This is a genomic window from Shinella yambaruensis, from assembly GCF_050859155.1.
GTDB classification, from domain to species: Bacteria; Pseudomonadota; Alphaproteobacteria; order Rhizobiales; family Rhizobiaceae; genus Shinella; species Shinella yambaruensis.
On record NZ_CP150638.1, the window covers coordinates 3,803,316 to 3,822,500 of the forward strand.

Here is a 19,185-nt window from a genome sequence, read left to right on the forward strand (position 1 = left end):
ATTTACCCTCAAATCAAGAAAATCCTCCCACATTTACATTCGGGGGATTCCCATGTCCATCAAGTTCAAGCTCCTCGGAGCCATTGCCATACTCAGCGCCATCGCGATCGGCCTTGCGCTCCATGTCCGGGGCATTCTCCAGGAAACCTCCGTCACGCTCGACAGCGTCTATACGGATCGCATCCTGCCGCTGAAGGACCTCAAGGTGATCTCGGATGCCTATGCCGTGGCCATCGTCGACGCCGCGCATAAGGCGAACCATGGCGCCATCACCACGGAGGACGGCCTCGCGTCGCTGAACAACGCCACGGCTTGGATCAACACGCACTGGCGGGCCTACACGGGTACGGAGCTCACGACGGAGGAGGCCAGCCTCGTCTCGAGCGCACAGCAAAAGCTGGCGGCCGCCGATGCGTCCGTGGGCCGCCTCAAAGGCATTTTCCAGTCCGCAAACCGTGTTGCGCTCGATGACTTCATTCAGAAGGAGCTTTACCGGAGCATCGATCCGGTAACCGCCACGATCTCCATCCTTTCGGACCTGCAGGTCAAGCAGGCGGAAACCATTCTCCTCGACAAGAAAGCCTCCTTCGAGCGATTGGAGACCATCGGCTCGATCGTCATCGGCTCCGTCCTGGTCGTCGCGCTGGTCTTCTTCATTTTTACCTCACGCCACATCGTTCGCCCGCTCGCAGGGCAGATTGCCGCCATGCGCCGGCTCATCGATGGAGACCTGACGGATGACGGGAGCCCCCATGACCGGAAGGACGAAATTGGCGAGATGGCGCGCGCCATCGCGACGTTCCGGCAGGCGGCGCGCCGCAATCACCAGCTTGAACGGGAAGCTGGCGAAGCCCGCCAGCGCGCCGAGGCGGAGCGGATGGCGATGCAGGAAGAGGCCGAGCACCGCGCGAAGGACATGATCCGGCAGGCCAATTCGGAGCTTGCAAGCGGCCTGAAGAGGCTCGCGGAAGGCGACCTCGCCTTCAGCCTGGAAACCCCTTTCTCCGCGGAATTCGAAGGCCTTCGCCACGATCTCAACAGCGCCGTCGGACAGCTCGGGCGGACGCTCGCCTCCGTTTCCGAGGCGATCGTATCGATCGGCAGCGGCACGCAGGAGATCAGCCGCGGGGCCGACGATCTCTCGCGCCGGACCGAGCGCCAGGCCGCGGCCCTCGAACAGACGGCGGCCGCGCTCGACGAGATCACCGCAAATGTCACGAGCGCATCGCGCAGGGCCGACGAGGCGCGTGCCGTTGCCGCGCAGGCGAACGAAAACGCCCAGAAGTCCCATGCCGTGGTCGTCGATGCTGTCGATGCGATGCGGCGGATCGAGGAGTCCTCCAACCGGATCTCCAGCATCATTGGCGTCATCGACGAGATCGCCTTCCAGACCAATCTCCTGGCGCTCAACGCGGGCGTCGAGGCCGCGCGGGCGGGCGAGGCCGGCAAGGGCTTCGCCGTCGTCGCCCAGGAAGTCCGGGAGCTGGCGCAGCGTTCGGCCGGCGCCGCCAAGGAAATCAAGGGATTGATCAAGACCTCCAGCGGCGAGGTCGAAGGCGGCGTGAAACTCGTGAGCGCGACCGGCGGGGCCCTGAAGGACATCAGCGAATATGTCGCGACGATCAACCATCATGTCGATGCCATCGCCATGTCCGCCAGGGAGCAGTCGATCGGCCTGCAGGAGGTCAATTCGGCGGTCAACCAGATGGACCAGGTCACGCAGGAGAACGCCGCGATGGTCGAGGAGACCAATGCGGCATCGGCGACGCTTGCAGATGATGCGGCCCGGTTGAGGGAGATGGTCGGGCAGTTCCGCCTGTCCAGGACCTGCGATGCCGGACGCGAGGTCCATGGCCTTCGCTCTATTGCCTCGGCAATGGCGGCGCCGGCGGTCACGGCGCAAGGCGCCAGGCTGGCGGCAAACGGCTGGCAGGAATTCTGATCCCCTGCCGCTCTCTCAGCCCGACACCATTCCAACTTTGTCACCCCGGGAGCAGACCTTGGTTAAGCGATCCAGCCTGATGACGCGCATTCTGACCCAGCAGAACACCGAGATGGTGAAGGACACGAACGCGGTGACCTCGATGCTTGCGCAGGAAGCGTCGCGCCTGCGACAGCTTCTGAGCCACTTCCGCCTCGCGAACAGCACCACATTGCGCGCGGTCGCCTCCGGCCTGGCCCCGACCTCCGGCGCGGCGTCCAAGACCGGGAGCCGCCGCTCCGCCGGCACGTAGACAATAAGGGGCCAAGGCCGGAGGGGAATCCCTCCTCCGGTCTTCGGGGGCATTCGATACCCTTGATTCCTTTTCGATAACGCCGCCGACCGGTTGGCTTGCCCGGCAACTGCTTCGGCCCTTGCCCTTCGGTCCGCGCTCCTCACCGGAGCCATTGCCCCGGCGAACCGACACACGCGGAAACGCTGCCAACATTCACGCCTATCAAGCGGCTGCCAAACGATCATCGAGGGCTTTCGGCCGCCCCGGAACCTGGCAACGCCCGTCCTTCACGCTGCCTCCCGAGGAAAAGGAGGTATCGGCATGAGCCCGGTGAAATCTCTTGCACCTTGCTTGCCCCCTCGCCCTGCCGGCGGATTGGTGTTGCAAAACGCGCTGACGGCGGAGGCCTACTGGCCCCCGTGAGCTTTTTTGCCGGCGGCCAAGCAAAGAGAACGCCGCCGACGTCCTGCTCAACCAGTCAACGACGATTCCCCGGCTCGATTCGGACGGACGCGCCGGATTGAAGGGACAGAAACGAGCGGCCGCATGACGACGGAACGCGGCGACGAGCACTATCGAACGTGTCCGGACAAATGCAGCCCTAAGGCAAAGGGACTGCGCCCGGATCACCCGGAAAATACCGTTGCGTTGATAAACCGCGGACGGATGAATTTCCGATTGTGGAAATGCACGGTTTCGACGCCGAAGATCGATGACAGCATGGTGTAGATGGTGCCCGTCTCGATGAGGATCACGCTGTCCTGATCGGAAAGCGCGGGAATTTCGTCGAGATAGAGGCCCGCCGGCGCAAGCAGGTCTGCCCGCCCCATCTGAACCGACCAATCCGCCGTATACCGCCCTTCCCTGTTGGCAATGCTGGTCAGCCTCAGGGCGTTCGGCACATTTGTCGTCTCCGACAATTCGCCAAAGACGGCATAGAGCCGCTTCGCGTAGCCCCCATCCAGAGCGGTTTCGCGCGAGACCATGTCCGCCACGATCAGGCTCGCCTGCTCCAGTCGCGCATTGGACCGGTACATGTCGAACACAGCCAGGCATCCGAGCAGCAGGAGCAGAATGACGGGGGCGACGATGGCAAACTCGACGGCCGCGGCGCCGGTCTTGTCATGCAGGATACGCATTGCATCTCATCCGGGTTCGTTGACGAAGGCAAACAGCGAGGTCAGCCGGACCTCGCCGGTCTCGCTGTGTGGCATGGCAAATCCGAATTTCAGGCCGGGCGACCACGGCGCCAGCATGTAGCAGGCGCGGACATAGACCATCTGCGCACGCCGCCCGGGATTGAACGCGGTCGCCGGCGCGATCGGCACCTTTCGATCGACGCAAGGAGCATCCGCGGCAGGAAAGTCGCTCTCCCGGTCTATCGGCGTGAATTCGAGCCGAAGGGCCGTCTCGCAATCCGCAAGGATGATCGCCTCACGACAGACACGCTCGCGCACCTCTTCGTATGTCGGATCTGCAAGGCTGCCGATCTGCAGCGATCGGGACGCGACCGCTAGCCCCCGGTCCAGCATGATCGACTGCGTGATGATCCAGCCGGCCTCCAGGGTGGCGAAGATCAGCAGCAATGTGACGGGCGCGAGAATGGCGAACTCGATTGCGGCGGCGCCATCACGGCCTTGCAGCAGGCTTTTGGTCATCCGACCATGTTTGATGTTCGCCCGGCTCATTGGGTGAGCCTCAGCTTGCGTATGCTGCCCGATATGGACTTGAACGCCTCGGCGATCTGCAGGCCTTTAACCGAGAAGTAGTGCGCACGGCTTGTCGCGCAACGCGCCATCTGCTCGTGGGCGATGCCCTCGACCTCGAAGCCGATCGTGAAGACGACGACGCCCTTCTCCTTTGCAAGGTCGCAGACGCGGTGAAGCTGCTCGACGGCGGTGGCTTTGTTGGTGATGTACTTGTTGTCCGGCGGAAGGTCGGGAGAGCGATAGGGATCCTTGGGACGGTATTGCCCCATGACCTCGCCGTCGGTCATCAGCACGATGACCTTCAGGGTCGATTCGTCTTCGAACTTTGCCGGCCGGTTTGCGAATGCCTTCGGCATGAGGCCGCCGGCAATGGCCGCATTGGTGATCGCGGTCCCTGTCGGATCGAGCAGCATGAGACCCCACTGCATTCCGAACTGCGTTCCCGTTCCCCCGTGCCGCTCGAGCTTGTCGATGCGCGCCTTCAGATACGACGCGTCATTGGAATGGTAGGTGATCGCGGTCTCGCCGACGGGACACCACCATGGCTGCAGGTCCGTCCGCCCGAAGTACTCGTCCGTGAAGTGCGCGATCTGCTGCCGGTTCTTGAAGCTGGGCGTCAGGTTCCCGAAGCGCTCGGCGGAAAACTCGAAGCATGAGGAATAGTCGTGGAAGCGCCCGCCGGGGTTGAGCTTGTCGAAGACGGCAGCGCCGGCGCTCACCTGGCCCGCGAAGGGAACGATGCTGAGCGAGGTGTAGGCCCTGGTCTCCTTGGTCAGCAGCGCTTCCACGAACTGTCTGGCGGCTACCTTCAAGTTCCCCAGGCGGTTGTTCTCGCCCATCGAGCCCGAGACATCCAGGATCAGGGAAAGTTCGAGATTTTGCCGCGCCTCGGTTGCCGATGCCACGACCTCGATGCGCATCGTGTCTATGCCCGCGAGCGGAAGGAAGGCGGTCTTTATCACGTAGCTCGCAGACGCTGCGATCTCGCGCGCTGTCGACTTGGCGATCGAGGAGCCGATCGTGATGGTCACGTCATCGGCGTAGGGCAGGGTCTTGAAGTAGTCGCGGAGCGTCTTTTCCGTTTCCTGTCTCTGCGAAAGCGAGGCGGCTGCGAGCACCCCGCGGTCAAGGCTGCCCTGCAACTCGCGCCGAATAAGCTCGCGGTGCGCGAGGTCGATACCGGCTCCTGCCATGAGGGCCATAACGGAAAGACAGATCGCGAACATGATCGCGACGTTGCCCGTGGCATCATTCAGAATACTGCGTTTCATTCCGTCGTCCTTGCACCCGCACCCGTGACAGCACGACGCCCATGGCACGATCGGTCGACCGTCCGGCCGGAAGTGGCCGTCGCCATGGATCGCTCACCGGATCGCCAACCGGGATCCGTTCCGCGCATGTCAGATGCGACGTTCTGATTGTGAGATCCACGCCGCCGGCGCTAATCCGCCGCTGGCATCAGGACCGTCTATCCGCCAAGTTTTCCCTCAAAAGGCCGTAGGGCCGATCGAAGCGAGACATCATGCTCGCAAAGGGGATGATCAGTGATCGCCCCCAGCATTGGCCCGGAATCTTATCAGGAAGTTAAAAATTGATATTTGCAAAAGATACGTAACGATACACGGAGTGTATCTTGATATTTCGCCATAACAAGCATCATAATCAAGATATTACTTCATGTATTCTATACATTCCTAAATATCATAGCTGGAATCAAAAAAATATAGCATTAATTACAATTGCCAATCATGCGGGCAGATTTCATTTCCATGGAAATATCATTCTCTTGAATAAAAGTATATTTTATCTTTGACTAAGCAACGTGAACGACCGCACGCCCGGGCAGCCGTCCGATGCCCCGCCGTAACTGCGAGACCGGAGCCACACCTTCCTGATACGTATGCTAAGCGCCGTCGAAGGCGATGATCACCTTGCCCGACTTGCCGCCGGCCATCAGCCGGTAGGCCGCCGCTGCCTCGTCCAGTGCAAAGGCATCGGTGATGATGTCGTGCGGGTGCAGGCCCCAGGCGTCGAGGTCCTCGCAGCATTGATCCATGTTGTGTACACTGGTCACCCAGGAGCCGTAGATCGTGCGCTGGCGGTGCAGGAGATCGTCGCTGACGTCGAACTGGACCGGCCCCGTTTCGCCGATATAGACGCAGCGTCCCCAGGTCCGTGTCGCCTGCAGCGCCAGTAGCCGGCCGCGCGGATTGCCCGTGCAGTCGATGGTGACGCCCGCCCCGCCCCGGGTCAGCGCCTCGATCTCGCCGAGCGTTTCGGCGCCGGCCACCAGTCCATGGTCGACGAGACCCAGCCCTCGTGCCATCTCGACGCGATCGGCCTGCGTATCGACGCCGATGGCAAGGCGCGCGCCGCGTCCCTTCGCCAGCATCAAGGCCGCCATGCCGACCGGCCCGAGGCCGACCACGACGATCGCATCGCCGCCCGACACATTGCCGCGCAGCACCGCCTCATAGGCCGTGCCGACGCCGCAGGAGATGAAGCAGCCGTCCCGGTAGCTCAGCGAATCCGGCAGGTGCACGAGGTCGCGCTCGTCGGCGACAAGGTATTCGGCATGGCCGCCATCCCGCTGCCAGCCATAGGCGGCGCGCGCGGGATCGGTGCAGGAGATCTGAAACCCCTTGCGGCAGTTGCGGCAGAAACCGCAGCCGGAGATATGGTAGACCGCCACGCGGTCGCCGGGCTTGAAATGGCGGCAGCCGGCGCCGAGTTCCACGACCTCCCCCGCCGGCTCGTGCCCGGCGACGACGCCCTGGTAGGCGGTGCGCGGATCGTCGCCCAGATGCTTGTGGTAGATATAGTGGATATCGCTGCCGCAGATGCCCGACGCCTTCATCTTCAGCAGCACCTGGCCGATACCGGGTGCCGGCCTCTCGATCTCGCGCAGCTCCACCGTCGAATTCCCCGGCAGGTAGGCGGCCAGCATCCTGGGCATCGTACTTCCCCCTCTTATCCGTTGACCTTCGCCATGAAGTCCGTGTCGCGCACATCCACCATGGCCCCGGCATAATCGTCGCCCGCCCCGGAGGCGAGCCAGGCGATCGCTTTTGCCGCGACCTTGGGATCGGAGAGCTTCTCCTGCGGAATGCTGGAGACCTCGTTGATACCGGCAGCGCGGATGCTCGCCTGCATCGCCGTGTCGACCAGGCCGGGAGCGATGCCGAAGCAGCGGATGCCCTCGGCCTTGCCTTCGGCGTCGATGGCACGCGTCAGCATCAAGAGCGCCGCCTTGCCGGAACAATAGGCCGCCCAGCCATGCAGCGGCCGCACCGCGGCACCGGACAGGAGATTGACGATCCGCCCATGCCCGGCAAGGCGCGGCCAGGCGGCCGTCACGACGGCGGCGGCACCCGACACGTTCACCCGCATCGCCAGATCGAACTTTTCCGCGTCGAGCGCCGCGACCGGCGCCATCGGCTCGATCGTCGCGGCATTGTTGACGACGACATCGAGACCGCCGAGCCGGTTCGCAATCTCCGCCACCCGGCTTTTGACATTGGCGAGATCGGCGACATCGAGCGCCGCATCCAGCGCCCGTCCGCCGGCCTCCTCGATCGCCTGCACGACCGCGGCGCAATCACCGGCGCGCCGGCCGCAGACCGCGACGTGCGCACCGGCCCCGGCCAGGGCGATCGCCGTCGCCGCGCCGAGACCGTGGCGCGCGCCGGTGACGATCGCCGTTCTGCCTGCAAGATCAATGGTCATGATGAGGCCTCGATGGCGTTGAGCACGGTCTGGCGATCCGGAGAGACGCCGTAGGCCTGGAAGCCGCCGGTAATGGAAATCACCTCGCCGGTGACGAAGTCCGCATCCGGGCCGAGCAGCCACGAAACCGCGCCGGCCACATCCTCCGGCTTGCACCAGCGCCCGAGCGGAATGGAGCCGATCACCTGCTTTTCGAAAGAATCCCAGTCCTTGCCGAGCTTTTCCGCCTTCTTGCGGAACGCCGCCTCCATGCCCGTGCCGACGCCGACATGGCCGGGGGCGACGGCGTTCACCCGCACGCCGGTCGCGGCCATCTCGACCGCCAGGCACTGCGTCAGCGCCGCCACCGCATTCTTCGAGGACATGTAGACGGAAGAGAACGGATTGCCGTAGCCGAGCCGGGTGACGATATTGACGATATGGCCTTCGCCCTGCGGCCCCATCACGCGCGCCGCCTCGCGGCACATCAGGAAGGTGCCGCGGGCATTGACCGTGTGGATGCGGTCCCAGTCCTCGACCTTCGTCTCGACCACCAGGCTCTGCATGTGCACACCGGCATTGTTGATGACGGCGGCCAGCCCGCCATGGGCCTGCGCCACCTCGCCGACCGTGGCGACGACCGAGCCTTCCTCCGCGATATCGAGCACACGCCAGTCCGCGCCGATGCCGGCTGCCGCTTGGCGTGCCGCATCCGCATCACGGTCGGCGATGACGACGGCAAAACCGTCGGCCTTCAACCGGGTGGCGACGGCAAGCCCGATGCCGCCGGCGCCGCCCGTGACGATGACTGCCTTGCCGCTCATGCTTTTCTCCAGGCAAAGAAGAGGTCGCGCATCTTGATCGTCTCGGACATCACGTCGTCGTGCACCGTGTCGAAATAGTCCTGATGGACATATTCGCTGGCGACGTAGCCGGCAAAGCCGCTTTCCCTGAATGCGGCTAACATGGCCGGGAAATTCAGCGTTCCCTGCTCCATCTTGGCCTGCAGCGCCCCCGGCCGGGCCTGGCGCAGATGGGCGTGGCCGAGCCAGGGGATCAGCACGTCGATCTCCTCCTGCCGGTAGCCGGAGACGGCAAAGTGCGCGTAATCGAGCGCCAGCTTGACGCCCGGCACGCGCGTGCACATCTCGGCGGTCAGGCTCGGGGTCTCCAGATAGGAATGCACATGCGGCTCGACGCAGACGTCGATGCCCGCCTCCTGCCCCGCCTCGACCAGGGGGTTCAGAGATTCCGCCGTTTCGTTCAGCGCCTGCGCCCGCGTCTGCGCGCCGTTGATGATGCCGGGCAGGATGAAGACGGTCGGCGCTCCCGCCGCCTTGCAGAAGGCGAGCACCTTGCGGAAATCGGCAAGGTTCTCCGCACGGTGATCCGGCAGGGCGAGATTGCGCTCGGCCGGCGAGGAGCCGAACAGATGATAGAGGTTGGACACCGGCAGGGGCAGCCTTGCGGCGATCTCGCGGCCATAGGCCTCCGGCTCCGCCAGCAGGCGCGCCTTGTCGAGGGCGGAGCGGTAGAAATAGCCGATATCGAGGCCTTCCATGCCGATCGCGTGCGCAACGGCACCCACCTCGTCCAGCGTCAGCAGCGGGAAGGACCAGCTCGTGATGCTCAGTTTCATCGTCATACCTCCTCCATCCGCCCGGATTTCGCGGAGCGGTACATTGCGTCGAGCACGGCCGTCGCGCGCGCGCCGATCACGCCATCGGCCGGATTGACCACATCCCGGCCCCGGCACAGGTCGACCAGCCGGGTGATCGGCTCCACCTGTTCATAAGCACCGGCATCCGCCTCCAGCGTCTCGACATGGGTCCTGCCATCATGGCGCACGGCCTCGACGCGCGCCCGTTCGATATCGAACAGCAGCATGCCCTCAGTGCCGAACACGCGGATATCGAGCTGGAAACCCCGCGCCTTCGGCACGGTGGCCGAGCCCGACAGCACCATGGTCGCGCCGTTGGCGAGCTCCACCACCGCGGCGTCATAGAAATCGACGCCGGCGGGCGACAGCCCCGTCTTCGCGAAGACCCGGGCCGGTGCGAGGTCGACCAGGCGGAACACCGCGCCCAGCCCGTGCGTCAGCTGGCCCCAGCCATAGCCGCCGGAGCGTTTGGGATCGGCCCAGGTCGAAGCCGGCGGGCGGAACAGGTGATCCTTCGTCTCGACCATCGGTTCGCCGCCGAAGAGATCGGCGAGTGCGGAAGCCATCTGCGCGACGACATGGCGGACCTCGCCGACCCAGCCCTCGCGGATCAGCCGATGTGCAGCATCGGTCATCGCCTTGTAGTTCCAGCCATAGGGCATGATGATCTCGCCGCCCCGGGCCTCTGCCAGCGCGACGAGGGCGCGCGCATCGGCGGCGGTCGTGGCCATCGGCTTTTCGATCAGCACCTTCAGCCCGCGCTCCAGCGCAAGCGTCGCATGTTCGGCATGCAGCACATGCGGCGAGGCGACGACGACGCCGTGCAGCGTTTCTTTCTCGAGCATGTCGCGCGCGTCGAGATAGGCGTGCGGCAGGCCGAAGGTTTTCGAAACCGTCTCCAGCCCGTCCGCATCGGGGCGATTGATGGCGACGATATCGACATGCGGATTGGCGATCAGCGCCGGGATATGGCTGAGGGTGGCCCACCAGCCGGCCCCGATGACGCCGATATTGACCGTGTCGGGCATTTTCTCCTCCTCGCTCACGTCTTTGAGCCGGGCACCGGCCGGCGCAGCGGCCGGCCGGCGAGATGGGCGCGGATATCGTCGGCGACGAGCCCCTGCAGCGCCTCGATCGCCGCCGCGGAATACCAGGCCGCATGCGGCGTCAGGATCAGGTTCGGCGCATCCCGCAGGGGCGATTCCGGCGGCAGCGGCTCGATCTCGAAGACATCGAGTGCCGCCCCGGCGATCCTGCCGGCCTTCAGCGCCTCGGCGAGCGCCGCCTCGTCGACCAGCACGCCGCGCGCCGTGTTGACGACGAAGGCATTGGGCTTCATGCGGGCCAGCCGCCCGGCATTGACGAACTTCATCGTCTGCGGCGTGCCGGGCGCATGCAGGCTCAGGACGTCGGCGCGCTCCACGAGGGTTTCCGGATCGACCAGCTCGACGCCGAGGTCCTTCGCGGTTGCTGCATCCAGCATGGGATCGGCCGCCAGGAACCGGAAACCGGAGGGGCGCAACCGGTCGGCGACGGCCCGCGCGATCTGGCCGAAGCCGAGGAAGCCGACCGTCGTCTCGCGATAGGCGGCAAGGGGCCTGGCCACGGCCACCGCCGCCCATTCGCCGGCGCGGATGCTGGCGTCCAGCCGCACGACCTTGCGCAATTGCGTGAGGATCAGCGCAACGGTGTGATCGGCCACCTCGTCGATGCAATAGTCCGGCACGTAGCCGGCCGGCACGCCGCGCGCATTGGCGGCGGGTATATCGAGATTGTCGAAGCCGATGCCGTAGCGAATGACCGCCGCCCCCTCGGCCAATCCCTCGATCGCCCGCGCGGTCAGCGGCGCGAACTGCACCACGGCGACATCCGCCCCGCGCACCGCCTCGGCCACCTCGTCCGCCGTGCGGCATTGACAGGCGAAAAACTCCGCGCCGGAGGCGATCGCCGCCGCCTCTTCCTGCGCGAGCGCCGGGAACGTGTAATCGGTGACGACGACTTTGCGCTTGTCCATGGTCATGCCTTGGTGAGGTAATCGTGGATGATCTCGCCGCTCACCAGCGTGAAGTCGGCCTTCCAGAAAAACGCCTCGATCGGCTCGACCACCGGCAGGCGGTAGACCGGCGCCTGCGCGTTGGGCCGAAGCTCGACGGTCGCCGGTCCGACCCAGCATTCGCGCACGGCAACGTCGGTCAGCTTGCGCGAGGTGATCTGCCGGATCGCCGGCCGGCCGTCGATATGGTCGATCGCCTTGAGGTTGAGGTTCGTGCCGAAATCGAAATGCCGGCGCATCTCGGCCGGATCGACCTGGCGCTGCTTGTAGGGCGTCGTCACGGTGACGACATCGATTCCGTTGCGCTCGACCGTGCCGACGATGAGATCGCCGCGGAACTCCAGCGAGGGATTGGCATATTTCTTCGGCTGGCCGTGGATTTCACGCCCGTGCGACACGCCGCCGTCCGAATGCAGGAAGAGATAGGGCGAATAGGCCCCGGCCCGGCCGGCGACCTCCGCGCCGAACATCACGTTGCATTCATGATAGGGGCCGATCCAGTCCGTATCGTTCATCTTGTAGAGATGGATCGCCACGACATCGCCGGTCGCGCGGACCGGCGGCGGGGCGAGGAAGGCGGCCGCAGCGGGATCCGTGCGGTAGAAGACGGTCAGGATCTCGCAATCGCGGAACCGGAAGGGGAACGGCGGAATGAAGGGCGCATCCCACGGCGTGGAGAACCCGCCTCTCGCGATATCGGCTTCGGTGGGCTTCGTCAGCCCCCAGCGACGTTCGGTCATGCCCGGCCTCCGGCTTTCATCGATTCCCGCGTCGAGCGCAGGACATTGCGCATATGGGCGGCCATCGCGGCGCGCGCGGCCTCCGCGTTCTTTTCCCGGAGCGCCTGCACGATCGCCCGGTGATCCGCGATCGACCCGCTGATGACCCCGGCCGTCTCGGATGCGACCTTGCGGAATTCGAGGCCGAGGATGTTCAGGCTCTCGGCGGTGCGGGCGAGGAATTCGTTGTCGGCAAGCTCCGCAAGCCGCCGGTGGAACGCCGTATCGACCTCGCGATACTGCACGGGCGTTTCCGTCGCAGCCTCCTGCGCCGCGATCAACCTTTCGAGAAAGGCGACATCTTCGGCGCTCGCATTGACCGTCGCCCGGGCCGCGATATCGCCCTCGATCAGTTCGCGCGCCTCGTAGAGCTTGTCCACCTCGGTGTTCTGCAGGGTCAGGAAGAAGGTCAGCGGCTTCAGCAGATCGGCCGCGCTCAACTGCGAAACGACGATGCCGCCGCCGTGCCGGATTTCCAGCACCCCGAGGACGGCGAGCGCCCGCACCGCCTCGCGCACCGTCGGGCGGCTGACCTGAAAGGATTCCGCCAGGCTGCGCTCGGACGGCAGGTGATCGCCCGCCTTGAGATTGCCCGCCGTCACCAAGCCGAGAATCCGCGACACGAGGATTTCCGTGAGCCCGGCCTTCTTGACCGGTTCGACGCCCGAAAGGCTCCGTTCCTGCACGCTGCTTCCTCCCGATGCTTCCCGGTGGCCATCTGCGCATCTTGACCCCAATCTTGTCAAGTGGCCAAGTGGCCTTACCACTTATTGACGTAATGGCAGAGATAGTGTTAGTCAATCGCCAGCGTCGGCGGGTGAGGAGCAGAACCGCACGGCGCGTGAGGAACCATCATGCGTATCCGCCATGTACGACCCTATGTGATCGCCTATTCCGATCCGAACGACTTCGCCAACCGGCGCATGACGACGCTGGTTCGCGTCGAGACGGTGGACGGCGTCGTCGGCTGGGGCGAAGGCATCGCCATGTGGCCGGAGGCCTGCAAGGCGACGGCGACGATCATCGCAGCGCTCGGCGATCTGCTCGTCGAGACCGGCGAGATCGACGTGCGCGGGGCCTGGGAACGCATGCGGGCGCATTGCTGGTGGTATGGCGAGGGCGGTATCGCTTGCTTCGCCTACAGCGCGCTCGACATGGCGCTCTGGGATATCGACGGCAAGCGCCAGGGCAAGCCGCTCCATGCGCTGCTTGCGGACAATGCCCGGACGTCCCTGCCCGCCTATGCGTCCAGCCATGTCAACAAGGCGACCATCGAGGACTGCGTGGCCGAGATCGCCGGCTTCCAGCAGCAGGGGTTCAAGGGCGTCAAGCTCGGCTTCGCCAAGAAGGGCCTGTCGAACATCGGCCGCGATCCGGATAACGACGTCGCCTTCATCAGCGCCCTGCGCAGGGCCGTCGGCAAGGATTTCGAGATCATCGTGGACGCCGGCAACGGCGTGAAATGGGACGTGGCGACCGCCATCGCCACCGTCAGGCGCATGGCCGAGTATGACATCGGCTGGATCGAGGAACCCTTCTATCCCACCTTCATCGAGGACTATCGCGCGCTGAAGGCCGCGGTCGACGTGCCGATCGGCACGGGCGAGCGGGAATGGACGGTGAGCGGCTACAGACGGCTGATCGAGACGGGCACGGTCGATGTGCTCGGCGTCGACCCCGCGCGCGCCGAAGGCGTGACGGGCTTTCGCATGATCGACGCACTCTGCGCGGCAAACTGCATTACCATCAACGCCCATGCCTGGAGCACCGCCATTCTCACGGCCGCCAGCCTCCACCTCTCGCTGGCCTCGCGCACGGCGCGGCTGTTCGAGCTGAAACCCTTTCCGGTCGTCGTCCAGAACGAGCTCGTGGAGGAGCCCATCTGGCATGCCGGCGGCGAGATGTCCGCACCCGCCGGCCCGGGGCTCGGCGTCACCATCAACGAAGCGGTGCTGAACCGGCTTGTCTTATGATCCGAACAAGTAAACTTGCTTGACAAGTTTACCAATGCAATTGACCATCGGCGTTTTCAGGGAGGAGAACATGATGAAATGGAATTTGGCGGCTCTGGCCTCGGCCACCGCGCTCGCACTGACGATTGCAGGCACCGCTGCGGCGGAGGACTTCCACGGATTTGACCCTGCCAGTTTCGATGGCGCGATGCTCTCCGCAGAGCAGCTGCAGGCGATGGTGAAGGACGCGACCGCCGTCACCCCGCCGCGCAACGGCTCCAAATATGTCATCGGCTTTGCCAACCTGCAGCGCGACATGACCTTCGGTGTCGTGGTCGAAAAAGGCATCCAGGCCAATGCCGATGCGGCCGGCGTCGAACTGACCATCGCTGACAACCGGCTCGACGGCCCGACCGCGCTCGCCAACGCGCAGTCCTTCGTCCAGCGCAATGTGGACTATGTCATCGAGTTCCAGACGGACGTGAATTTCGGCCCAACGGTGATGAACGTCTTCAACCAGGACAATGTGAAGGTCGCGGCCATCGACATTCCGATGGAAGGCGCGACCTTCTTCGGTGCCAACAACCCGAAGTCCGGCTTCATGGGTGGCTCCTATCTCGGACAGGCGGCCATCGCGAAATTCGGCGCCGACAAGGTCAAGCAGGGCTATTACGTCATCGGCGAGCTGCCGCAGTCGGGTGCGATCCCGGCGATGCGCACCGAAGGCCAGCAGGCCGGCTTCCTGTCGGCGGTGCCGGATTTCCCCAAGGAACAGATGCTGCGCATCGACACCAAGAACACGCTGCAGGAATCCTTCACCCAGATGACCAACCTGCTCGGCCGCATTCCGGATGGCGTGCCGATCATGATCAACGCCATCAATGACCAGTCCGCGATCGGCATGCTGCGCGCCGTCAAGCAGGCCGGCCGCGAGGCCGACGTCATCGCCGTCGGCAACGGCGCGGACGAGACCCAGGCGCTGGCCGAGGAGCCGGAACTGGTCGCCGCCACCGGCTACTTCCCCGAGCGCTACGGCAACTACCTCATCCCGATCGCGCTGGCGGCCCTTGCAGGCAAGGAGCTGCCGCCGGCCGTGCTGGTCAATCATGTCATGATCACCAAGGCCAATGTCTGCGAGTACTACAAGGACTACAAGTGCGGCGAGAAGCCGAACTTCGACTATGCCTTCCCGCAGGCGGAATTCGAAGCCCATCTCGCTTCGCTGAAGGGGCAGGAATCGCTCAAGGGTTACGAGACGCTGATCCCGAGCAAGTGACGTTACAGCCGGGCGCGCGGTTTTCGCGCGCCCTTTCGCGCATGGGAGGAATGGATGGCAGGCCTTGTTGAGATGACCGGCATCGGCAAGTCGTTCGGCCGTGTCGCCGTGCTGTCCGATGTCTCCCTTCGGGTCGACGAGGGCAAGGTCGTTGCCCTGCTCGGGGCCAACGGCGCCGGCAAGTCGACGTTGATGAAGATCCTGTCGGGCAACTACACGCGCGATGCCGGCGAGATCCGCATCGACGGCCGGCCGGCCGATTTTCGCGCACCGGCAGACGCCATCGCCGGCGGCATCCGCCTGCTGCCGCAGGAGCTGTCGATCTTTCCGGACCTGACGGTGGCGGAGAACATCATGCTCGGTGCGTTGCCGACAAAGGGCTCCGGCCCGCTGCGCACGGTGGACAAGGCTGCCGTGGAAGCCCGCGCCGCCGAGCTTCTGGTGCGCATGGGCCTCGACTGGCTTTCGCCGAAGACCCGCATGGGCACGGTCTCGCACCATGTCCAGCGCATCGTCGAGATCGCCCGCGCCATGGCCGGCAATGCCCGGATGCTGATCATGGACGAGCCCACCGCCTCGCTCGCCGACGCCGAGGTGAAGATGCTCTTCCAATGTGTCCGCCGCCTCCAGGCCGAGGGGATTTCCGTCGTCTACATCTCCCATTACCTCAAGAAGGTCTTCGAGATCTCCGATGAGATCGTCGTCCTGCGCGACGGGCGCAATGCCGGCCGGTTCGAGACGAAGAAGACCGATGTCGATGCCGTGCTGGAAGCGATCGTCGGCAACCGGGTCGGAAACCTCTATCCGGATTTTGCCCGTTCGACCGGCGTCGCATCCGACGTCGTCACCGTCGAAGGCCTGACGGTGGACGGCTGGCTGCACGGTGTCGACTTCACCATCCGCAAGGGACAGATCACCGGCATGCACGGGCTGATCGGCTCCGGCGTCGAGATGGCCGGCCGTGCCCTGTTCGGCGCCGTACCGAAGGCAAGAGCCGCCCGCACGACCGTCGACGGCCGGCCCTATGCGATCCGCAATGCCGAGGCGGGCGTTGCCGCCGGCCTCGGGCTGGTCGCCGCCGAGCGCAAGCAGGAAGGCATCATCTCCATGCTGAGCCTGCGGGAGAACATGTCGGTCTGCAACCTGCCGCTTTTCACCAAGGGGCTCGTCGTCCAGCGCAAGACGGAAACGGCCACCGCCGACGACTGGATCCGGCGCTTCGCCATCCGCGCGCGCGGCGCCGAACAGGCGATCGGCAGCCTCTCCGGCGGCAACCAGCAGAAGGTGTGCCTCGCGCGCTGGCTGATCGGCGACCTCAAGGCGCTGATCCTGGAAGAGCCGACCCGCGGCGTCGATGTCGGCGCGCGGGCGGAAATCTACCGGCAGATCCGCCAGATGGCCGATAACGGCCTCGGCATCCTGCTGATCTCCTCGGATGCGGAGGAGGTCGCGGGCCTCGCCGACCGGTCGGTCGTGCTGGACGGCGGCCGCGTCGCCGCGACCTATGAGGCGCCGGTCTCGGCCGCGGCACTGATGAATGCCGCCTCCAAACCGGCCGCCGCCGAAGCCATCTAGGGCAATTCCACCATGAGCCCGCGAGGGTTTGCGGTCGGGATTGCGTGAAAACAAAGAGATAGAGCATTTTCGGGCGATCCGCCTCGCCGGAAATGCTTCAAATCAGGAAAGAGGATTCCATGTCCGAGGAAACGGCCAAGACCGTGGGTAGCCAGAGCGAAGCACCGAAGCCCGAGGCCGGGCGCAGCCTGCTCGGAAAGTCCTGGGCGGGCACGGCGATGCTGCTCGTCATCTACCTCCTGCTGCTGGTGGTCTTCACCATCCTCTCGCCCTTCTTCCTGACCTTCAAGAACCTCCTGTCCATCGGTTCGAACATGGCCTTTGTCGGCCTGATGGCGGCGGCCGGCACGCCGCTGATCATCGCCGGAGGACTGGACCTTTCCGTCGCCGCGGTGGCCGGAATTTCAGGCGTCATCGTCTCGCTGTGTTATGCCGCCGGCATCGACATCTGGCTTGCCTGCGCCATCGCCATCCTCGCCGGCGGCGCAATCGGCGGCGGCAACGGCATGCTGACCAACGGTCTCAGGCTCAATCCCTTCATCGTGACGCTCGGCTCGATGAGCATCATCACCGGCCTGTCGCTGGTGCTGACCGGCGGCCTCACCCAGCCGCTGGCCATCCCCGGCTTCAACTGGATCGGCTCCGGCCGCATCCTCAGCGTGCCCGTGCCGCTGATCCTGATGTTGGTCTTCTTCGCGGCCATCTGGTGGGTCATGGCTTTCACGCCCTTCGGGCGCTACATCTATGCCTCCGGCGGCAATCCCGACGCCAGCCGCATGCTGGGCATCCCGGTCGATCGAACGCAGATCAAGCTTTACATCCTTTCCGGCGTCTCCGGCGCGCTCGCCGGCATCGTCGTCGCCGCAATGCTCGGCGCCGCCGCCCCGGATGCCGTCGGCAAGCACCTGCTCACCGTCATCGCGGCCATCATCCTCGGCGGCACCAGCCTCTTCGGCGGCCGCGGCTCGGTCTGGGGCACGCTGCTCGCCGTGCTCATCCTCGGCACGCTGAACAACGGCCTCACCCTGCTCAACGTCTCGAGCTTCTGGCAGGACGTCACTAAGGGCGCCGTCCTGCTGCTCGCCGTCGGCCTCGACCAGCTCCGCATCCGCTCGCAGATTTGAAAGGAACCGACATGCCCGAACGCATCGCCTTCCGCATGATCCTCAATCCCGGCCAGGCGGCCGAATACAAGAAGCGCCACGACGAGATCTGGCCGGAGCTGAGCCAGGCCCTGCGCGACGCCGGCGTGTCCGACTACTCGATCTGGCTGGACGAGGAGACAAACCACCTCTTCGCAACGCTGGTGCGGGCGGACGACCACAGCATGGACGCGCTGCCGCAAACGGACGCGAACCGCCGCTGGTGGGATTTCATGGCCGATATCATGCAGTACAACGACCGCGGCGAGCCGCTTGTCGTGCCACTCAAACCGGTCTTCCATATGGCGTAGAGCCCCGCCGAGACGCCGGCGGATACGGATTTGGAAGGAAGCTGGGCCGCGGGCAAACGACGAAGCGCTTTCAACAGATCGGTCGCCGCGCAGCCCGTCTCATCCACGCCGACACGTCCTCGCATGCACGGGACAATCGGTTGCTGAGCCTGGCGGTGCCGGCGGCCACGAGGAGCACGATCTCCTCGCCGACGCGCAGGCAGATCGTCTTGGCGATCTGCTCGGGCGCCACGCCATGCGCGGCCGCGGCGAGGGGCACGGTCGCGGAACTCTGTTCGGTGACCAGCACGGTGATTTCGGGAGCGTTTTCGCAGAAGAAGGCACGGACGGATTCGAGCGACATGCCGTCTTATAACCACGCTTGCCTTTGCGTTGCAATGTTTTGGGATGTTCGGGGTGGGATGAAGCGCTGTCGGGTTACGGCGAGGCGGCACAGCCCAGAAACGCAAAAAGCCCCACGGAGGGGGCTCTTTGGGATCGTTGGTTGCGGGGGCAGGATTTGAACCTGCGGCCTTCAGGTTATGAGCCTGACGAGCTACCGGGCTGCTCCACCCCGCGATATTCCGGTATTTCAAGAAGTGGGGTTTCCGCTTTTGCGGTCCTTGTCGGTTTTGGCCGATTTTGTTCCGAGAAGATTGTTTCACATTGCCTTTAGCAGACCTGGCAGCGACCTACTCTCCCGCGTCTTGAGACGAAGTACCATTGGCGCTGGGGCGTTTCACGGCCGTGTTCGGAATGGGAACGGGTGCGGCCACCCCGCCATGACCACCAGGTCGGCTAAGGGCAATGTTGATGCCTTCGGCATGA

The 19,185-nt window shown here is 64.8% G+C and carries 18 protein-coding genes, 1 tRNA gene, 1 rRNA gene and 1 pseudogene; 7 read left to right on the plus strand and 14 right to left on the minus strand.

Going from position 1 to position 19,185, the window contains the following annotated elements; translation table 11 throughout:
- The first annotated feature begins 52 nt into the window (after window positions 1-52).
- Together WMC41_RS18550 and WMC41_RS18555 are read left to right on the plus strand one after the other, a co-directional pair.
- Window positions 53-1,942 (plus strand): methyl-accepting chemotaxis protein, encoded by a 1,890-nt coding sequence (locus tag WMC41_RS18550; protein WP_432345560.1) that lies wholly within the window; start codon window positions 53-55, stop codon window positions 1,940-1,942.
- Window positions 1,943-2,000: 58 nt separating this feature from the next.
- The gene (locus WMC41_RS18555; RefSeq protein ID WP_432345563.1) at window positions 2,001-2,234 is read left to right on the plus strand and encodes a hypothetical protein; all 234 of its coding nucleotides are present in this window, start codon (window positions 2,001-2,003) and stop codon (window positions 2,232-2,234) included.
- A 608-nt stretch (window positions 2,235-2,842) separates the two neighbouring features.
- Here the strand turns inward: WMC41_RS18555 and WMC41_RS18560 are convergent.
- The 11 genes from WMC41_RS18560 to WMC41_RS18610 form a co-directional block, all read right to left on the minus strand.
- A complete protein-coding gene (locus WMC41_RS18560) occupies window positions 2,843-3,355 on the minus strand; it encodes a TadE/TadG family type IV pilus assembly protein (protein WP_432345565.1) in 513 nt (170 codons plus the stop codon).
- 6 nt (window positions 3,356-3,361) lie between these two features.
- Window positions 3,362-3,904: a TadE/TadG family type IV pilus assembly protein gene (locus tag WMC41_RS18565; RefSeq protein ID WP_432345567.1), complete on the minus strand. Its 543-nt coding sequence runs from the start codon at window positions 3,902-3,904 to the stop codon at window positions 3,362-3,364.
- A complete protein-coding gene (locus tag WMC41_RS18570; RefSeq protein ID WP_432345570.1) occupies window positions 3,901-5,196 on the minus strand; it encodes a pilus assembly protein TadG-related protein in 1,296 nt (431 codons plus the stop codon). The genes WMC41_RS18565 and WMC41_RS18570 overlap by 4 nt, the downstream gene beginning before the upstream one ends.
- A 632-nt stretch (window positions 5,197-5,828) precedes the next feature.
- Window positions 5,829-6,881 carry a zinc-dependent alcohol dehydrogenase family protein gene (locus WMC41_RS18575; RefSeq protein WP_432345572.1) on the minus strand — a complete coding sequence of 351 codons (1,053 nt, stop codon included), beginning with the start codon at window positions 6,879-6,881 and terminating at the stop codon, window positions 5,829-5,831.
- Window positions 6,882-6,895: 14 nt separating this feature from the next.
- On the minus strand, window positions 6,896-7,651 hold the full coding sequence (locus WMC41_RS18580; protein ID WP_432345575.1) for an SDR family NAD(P)-dependent oxidoreductase: 756 nt from the start codon (window positions 7,649-7,651) through the stop codon (window positions 6,896-6,898).
- A complete protein-coding gene (locus WMC41_RS18585; RefSeq protein ID WP_432345577.1) occupies window positions 7,648-8,454 on the minus strand; it encodes an SDR family NAD(P)-dependent oxidoreductase in 807 nt (268 codons plus the stop codon). Before WMC41_RS18585 ends, WMC41_RS18580 begins: the two co-directional genes overlap by 4 nt.
- Window positions 8,451-9,269 carry a sugar phosphate isomerase/epimerase family protein gene (locus WMC41_RS18590; RefSeq protein ID WP_432345578.1) on the minus strand — a complete coding sequence of 273 codons (819 nt, stop codon included), beginning with the start codon at window positions 9,267-9,269 and terminating at the stop codon, window positions 8,451-8,453. The genes WMC41_RS18585 and WMC41_RS18590 overlap by 4 nt, the downstream gene beginning before the upstream one ends.
- A gap of 2 nt (window positions 9,270-9,271) precedes the next feature.
- Complete coding sequence (locus WMC41_RS18595; RefSeq protein WP_432345581.1) at window positions 9,272-10,318, minus strand: Gfo/Idh/MocA family protein; 1,047 nt, start codon at window positions 10,316-10,318, stop codon at window positions 9,272-9,274.
- A 14-nt stretch (window positions 10,319-10,332) separates the two neighbouring features.
- Window positions 10,333-11,304, minus strand: a complete 972-nt coding sequence (locus WMC41_RS18600; protein ID WP_432345584.1) for a C-terminal binding protein — start codon at window positions 11,302-11,304, stop codon at window positions 10,333-10,335.
- Window positions 11,305-11,306: 2 nt separating this feature from the next.
- Entirely contained in the window at window positions 11,307-12,083 is a 777-nt protein-coding gene (locus tag WMC41_RS18605) for an acetoacetate decarboxylase (RefSeq protein ID WP_432345586.1), read from the minus strand.
- Window positions 12,080-12,808, minus strand: coding sequence for a FadR/GntR family transcriptional regulator (locus WMC41_RS18610; RefSeq protein WP_244769712.1), 729 nt, complete (start codon window positions 12,806-12,808; stop codon window positions 12,080-12,082). Before WMC41_RS18610 ends, WMC41_RS18605 begins: the two co-directional genes overlap by 4 nt.
- A gap of 168 nt (window positions 12,809-12,976) precedes the next feature.
- On the opposite strand from WMC41_RS18610, the gene WMC41_RS18615 reads away from it, so the two are divergent.
- From WMC41_RS18615 to rhaM, 5 genes are all read left to right on the plus strand, one after another.
- Entirely contained in the window at window positions 12,977-14,095 is a 1,119-nt protein-coding gene (locus WMC41_RS18615; protein ID WP_432345589.1) for a mandelate racemase/muconate lactonizing enzyme family protein, read from the plus strand.
- A 73-nt stretch (window positions 14,096-14,168) separates the two neighbouring features.
- Entirely contained in the window at window positions 14,169-15,350 is a 1,182-nt protein-coding gene (locus WMC41_RS18620) for a sugar ABC transporter substrate-binding protein (RefSeq protein WP_432345592.1), read from the plus strand.
- Between the two features lie 54 nt (window positions 15,351-15,404).
- Window positions 15,405-16,925 (plus strand): sugar ABC transporter ATP-binding protein, encoded by a 1,521-nt coding sequence (locus WMC41_RS18625; RefSeq protein WP_432345594.1) that lies wholly within the window; start codon window positions 15,405-15,407, stop codon window positions 16,923-16,925.
- 119 nt (window positions 16,926-17,044) lie between these two features.
- Window positions 17,045-18,049 carry an ABC transporter permease gene (locus WMC41_RS18630; protein ID WP_272806813.1) on the plus strand — a complete coding sequence of 335 codons (1,005 nt, stop codon included), beginning with the start codon at window positions 17,045-17,047 and terminating at the stop codon, window positions 18,047-18,049.
- An 11-nt stretch (window positions 18,050-18,060) separates the two neighbouring features.
- Window positions 18,061-18,378 (plus strand): L-rhamnose mutarotase, encoded by a 318-nt coding sequence (gene rhaM / locus WMC41_RS18635; RefSeq protein ID WP_432345597.1) that lies wholly within the window; start codon window positions 18,061-18,063, stop codon window positions 18,376-18,378.
- A gap of 127 nt (window positions 18,379-18,505) precedes the next feature.
- Here rhaM and WMC41_RS18640 read toward each other — a convergent pair.
- The 3 genes and pseudogenes from WMC41_RS18640 to rrf form a co-directional block, all read right to left on the minus strand.
- Window positions 18,506-18,721 (minus strand): annotated as a pseudogene (locus WMC41_RS18640) (YbaK/EbsC family protein); the annotation flags it as partial.
- 138 nt (window positions 18,722-18,859) lie between these two features.
- A tRNA-Met gene (locus WMC41_RS18645) sits at window positions 18,860-18,936 on the minus strand.
- Between the two features lie 100 nt (window positions 18,937-19,036).
- A 5S ribosomal RNA gene (gene rrf, locus WMC41_RS18650) occupies window positions 19,037-19,151 on the minus strand.
- Window positions 19,152-19,185: the final 34 nt, after the last annotated feature.

Bases quoted from the DNA above. Each gene is read 5' to 3' on its own strand.
- WMC41_RS18570 (WP_432345570.1), bottom strand. From the start codon at position 5,196: ATGAAACGCAGTATTCTGAATGATGCCACGGGCAACGTCGCGATCATG.
- WMC41_RS18590 (WP_432345578.1), bottom strand. From the start codon at position 9,269: ATGAAACTGAGCATCACGAGCTGGTCCTTCCCGCTGCTGACGCTGGAC.
- WMC41_RS18565 (WP_432345567.1), bottom strand. From the start codon at position 3,904: ATGAGCCGGGCGAACATCAAACATGGTCGGATGACCAAAAGCCTGCTG.
- WMC41_RS18575 (WP_432345572.1), bottom strand. From the start codon at position 6,881: ATGCCCAGGATGCTGGCCGCCTACCTGCCGGGGAATTCGACGGTGGAG.
- WMC41_RS18600 (WP_432345584.1), bottom strand. From the start codon at position 11,304: ATGGACAAGCGCAAAGTCGTCGTCACCGATTACACGTTCCCGGCGCTC.
- rhaM (WP_432345597.1), top strand. From the start codon at position 18,061: ATGCCCGAACGCATCGCCTTCCGCATGATCCTCAATCCCGGCCAGGCG.
- WMC41_RS18585 (WP_432345577.1), bottom strand. From the start codon at position 8,454: ATGAGCGGCAAGGCAGTCATCGTCACGGGCGGCGCCGGCGGCATCGGG.
- WMC41_RS18620 (WP_432345592.1), top strand. From the start codon at position 14,169: ATGAAATGGAATTTGGCGGCTCTGGCCTCGGCCACCGCGCTCGCACTG.
- WMC41_RS18605 (WP_432345586.1), bottom strand. From the start codon at position 12,083: ATGACCGAACGTCGCTGGGGGCTGACGAAGCCCACCGAAGCCGATATC.
- WMC41_RS18595 (WP_432345581.1), bottom strand. From the start codon at position 10,318: ATGCCCGACACGGTCAATATCGGCGTCATCGGGGCCGGCTGGTGGGCC.
- WMC41_RS18625 (WP_432345594.1), top strand. From the start codon at position 15,405: ATGGCAGGCCTTGTTGAGATGACCGGCATCGGCAAGTCGTTCGGCCGT.
- WMC41_RS18615 (WP_432345589.1), top strand. From the start codon at position 12,977: ATGCGTATCCGCCATGTACGACCCTATGTGATCGCCTATTCCGATCCG.
- WMC41_RS18550 (WP_432345560.1), top strand. From the start codon at position 53: ATGTCCATCAAGTTCAAGCTCCTCGGAGCCATTGCCATACTCAGCGCC.
- WMC41_RS18580 (WP_432345575.1), bottom strand. From the start codon at position 7,651: ATGACCATTGATCTTGCAGGCAGAACGGCGATCGTCACCGGCGCGCGC.
- WMC41_RS18560 (WP_432345565.1), bottom strand. From the start codon at position 3,355: ATGCGTATCCTGCATGACAAGACCGGCGCCGCGGCCGTCGAGTTTGCC.
- WMC41_RS18630 (WP_272806813.1), top strand. From the start codon at position 17,045: ATGTCCGAGGAAACGGCCAAGACCGTGGGTAGCCAGAGCGAAGCACCG.